Here is a 4372-nt window from a genome sequence, read left to right as displayed (position 1 = left end):
GAATTTGAGGTTGATAATACAGCGGGTGATGGTGATCCAAATACAAACCCTATCAATACAGATGGTGATGGTTTCTTAGATTATTTAGATGAAGATGATGACGGAGATGGAGTAAATACCATTTTTGAAGGTCCAAATCCAGACGGTGACCAAAACCCTAATACTGGAGCTACGCAAGACACCGATGGCGATACTGTATTTGATTACTTAGACATAGATGACGATGGTGATGGTATAAATACTGCCGATGAGGGCGATAATACTGATGGTGATGGCAATCCATCTACGAATCCATTTGATTCGGATGGTGATGGAGTATTAAACTTCTTGGATTTAGATTCAGATAATGATGGTATTCCAGATATAAATGAAACATTTACCGATACGGATACCGATGGTGTTCCTAATTATATAGATTTAGACTCAGATAATGACGGAATTTATGATACTGTTGAAGCAGGTACAGATACTTTTGATAGTGATGATGATGGTGTTATTGATACCTTGATTAGTGTAGGTGTTAATGGTTTATTTGATGGGTTAGAAACATTTCCTGATAGCGGATTACGAGATTTAATAAGTTTTCCTCTTCCAGACTCTGACACAGATACCGTTCTTGATGCTTATGAACTTGATGCGGATAATGATTTATGTAATGATGTTACAGAAGCTGGTTTTACTGATGGAGATTCAGATGGAATATTGGGAACTTCTCCAGCAGCAACCGACACTCAAGGAAGAGTAACCAGTGGAATAGATGGTTACACGACTCCTAACGATATTGATACAAATGGAGTTTTCGATTTCCAAGAATTTGACGTAACAACAGCAATTACCACGCAGCCTAGTACACCAGCTCCGGTGTTGGTTGGAGGAATAATTAATATAGATGTTGTTGCTACAGGGAACACCTATCAATGGCAAGTAAGTACTGCCGGAATTGGAGGACCCTACGCGAATATTTCAGATGCGAATCCAAATTATAGCGGAACACAAACACCAAACTTGATAATTAGTAATGCACCTCTTTCTTTCGATGGTAATTTCTATAGGGTTGTGGTGAGCACAAATAATTTTGCTTGTGATACACAAGTAATATCAGATGCTGTTGAAATAACGGTACAGTTAGATACAGATGGTGATTTAATTCCTGATGTAACAGACCTTGATGACGATAATGATGGTATTCCAGATACAGATGAAAATGCCGGAGGTGTTGCAGCCGATGTTGATGGAGATGGAATCATTAATAGCTTAGATTTAGACTCAGATAATGATGGAATTTTTGATATCGTTGAATCAGGTCAAATAAATGGCGTTGATGTTCTTGATGCAGATAATGATGGTAGAATAGATGGAGCTGATAACTCAACAGTGGGCGCAAATGGCCTATTTGATTTATTAGAAACGGCAGTTGATAGCGGAGTATTAACTACTCCTACTGCAGATTCATCTACCGTTGGTGGAGTTCCTACTCCAGATGGCATCGTAGATTCAAATGAATTGGATGCCGATACTGATGGATGTTTTGACGTGGTAGAAGCAGGATTTGGGGCTGAAGACACTGATTCTAATGGAAGATTGGGCCTAGACGTAGGCTTAACTGTAGATCCAAATGGAGTTGTAAACACTCCAGGGCTTACTTTAGGGTATACAACACCAAATGATATTGGTAATAATGGAATATTCGACTTCCAAGAATTTGGAATAGGAGTTCAACCAATAACCACGCAGCCGGTAGATCAGGTAATTGTAATTAATGCAAATGCTAATTTTAATACTGATTTACAAAACACAATTACCTACCAATGGCAAGAAAGTACAGATGGTGGTTTAAACTGGAACAATATTAGTAATGGAGGTGCAAACCCTACTTATAGTGGAACGAATACTGAATCGTTAACGTTAACAGTAGTACCATTATCGTATGATGGCTATCAATATAGAGTTATTTTATCATCTCCCGCTTTTGCATGTGATGTGAATCAGGTTTCTAACCCTGCTTTATTAACGGTTGATACCGATTTTGATGGTGATGGTGTAGGAGATAATTTAGATCTAGATGATGATAATGATGGTATTCCTGATCTCCAAGAATATGACGGCATAGATCCTTTCGCTGATGTAGACGGAGATGGAGTTCCAGCATATTTAGACGATAATGACAATAATATTTCTGTTGGAGATGATAATAATGCTGTTGAAACTGCATTTGATCTCGACGGAGATGGTGATGCAAATCACTTAGATCTAGATGCCGATGGAGATGGCTTATTTGATGTAAATGAAGCGGGCCATAGTTTCTTAGATACAGATGCTGACGGGTTTATTGATGGCGCCACAACAGGATCAGGAGCTAATGGATTATTTGATGGAGTTGAAACAAATCCTGAGGTTGATCCAACATTGAACTATACAATTACTGATTTTGATAATGATGGCAATAATAATTTCTTAGACGCAGATGATGATAATGACGGTGTACCAACTGCTAACGAAGGTGCTGATGCCAATGGAGATGGAAACCCTTCAGATGCACTTAATTTAGATGGTGATGGTCAACCAAACTATTTAGATATTGATGATGATGGAGATGGTGTCCTAACAAGTATTGAAGGAACTTCAAACCCTGATGCAGATGGAAGAGTAAACTATCTAGATTTAGACTCAGATGGAGACGGAATTCCAGATAATGTTGAAAGTCAAACTACGGCAGGTTATATTGCTCCAACTGGTGCAGACGATGACAACGATGGTTTAGATAATGCGTATGAGGCTACAAATGGAATTCAACCCGTTAATACAGATGGAGGAACAACTTTTGGAGATGCAACACCAGACTATTTAGATACTGATAGTGATGGCGATACGGTTACAGATGATGTAGAAGGCTATGATAATAATCAAGATGGGTTAAGAGATATATCTCCTATTGGTGACACCGATAATGACGGATTAGATGATGCTTACGAAGATCCAAGTGCCATTGGAGATTATTCAGATCCTAGTGGGGCGATAACCGATCCGGCAACTGATTTGCCAGACACTGATGGTACTGAAGACGTAAATTATAGAGATGCAGATGATGATGGTGATAGTGTAGGTACGCGTTTTGAAGACGCCGATACTGGGAATGCACTGGCAGATGTAGATACTGATAGTAATGGTACACCAAACTACTTAGATAATGATGATGACGGAGATGGAATTCTTACAATTGATGAAGGACCAAATCCAGATAGCGAAGGAGAACCTACAAATCCTCAAGATACAGATAATGATGGTACGCCAGATTATTTGGACGATGATGATGATAATGATGGGATTCCTACCGGGGAAGAAGGTAGTGGAAATACAGATGGAGATGCTGTCGCAGATTATTTAGATATCGACGATGATAATGATGGTATAATGACCATAGCTGAAGGCGATTTTTCTACAGATTCTGATGACGACGGTAGACCTGATCATTTAGACTTGGATTCTGATGATGATGGTATACCAGATAATGTAGAAGGTCAAACCACGGCAGATTATGTTTTACCAAGCGGCAATGATGATGATAATGATGGTCTTGATAATGCATATGATGACTTTGGAGTTACGCAAGCTAACTTCACTGCTGATAATGGTATTCAAGCAGATGATGTTAATACTGATGAAACTGGTGATCCAGATTACTTAGATACTGATTCGGACGGAGATGGTGTTTTAGACAGTATTGAAGGACATGATTTTAATGCAGATGGTGTACCAGATGAAGATCCTATTGGTGATTCAGATGGTGATGGATTAGATGATGCTTATGATGGCTCTGTTGGTGATTATGCAGACCCGAATGGATTATCTGTTGTAACTGACCCCGCTACAGACTTACCAAATAGAGATCAAGACCTAGCTGGAGATATTAATTACCAAGGAATTGTTCAAGGTGACGTTGAAGTTGATTATCGAGATACAGATGATGACGGAGATGGAATATTAACAGCAGAAGAAGATACCAATGGAAATGGCGATTGGGCTGATGATAATTGTGATAGTACAGACCCATCAGATAATGACCCATTCCCAGATTATTTAGATCCTACATCATGTACCATTGTTCCTAATGGATTCTCTCCAAATGGAGATGGCGACAATGATTTATTTGTAATCCCTGCCTTATCAAACTTTAGTAATTTCACTATAGAGATTTATGACCGTTGGGGTAATCAGGTTTACGATTATGCAAACAATGGTAGAGCTAGAGCGAATATTCAATGGTGGGACGGTTTCTCAACCGGTAGTAGAACCATTGATAAAGGTAGTAAAGTGCCGGTTGGTACGTACTTCTATGTTATTGAGTTTAATGAAGGTGGAAGAGCACCAGCTT

At 39.0% G+C, this 4372-nt stretch carries 1 protein-coding gene; it reads left to right on the top strand.

Annotated features, from left to right (window positions below; translation table 11 throughout):
- On the top strand, positions 1-4372 hold a 4372-nt coding region (locus AC1EUU_RS15415), incomplete at both ends, for a T9SS type B sorting domain-containing protein (RefSeq protein ID WP_480202340.1).

Source organism: Maritimimonas sp. 2205BS37-2 (assembly GCF_056591755.1).
Note: the sequence above shows the minus strand (reverse complement) of the source record. Positions and strands in the feature narration are given on the sequence as shown.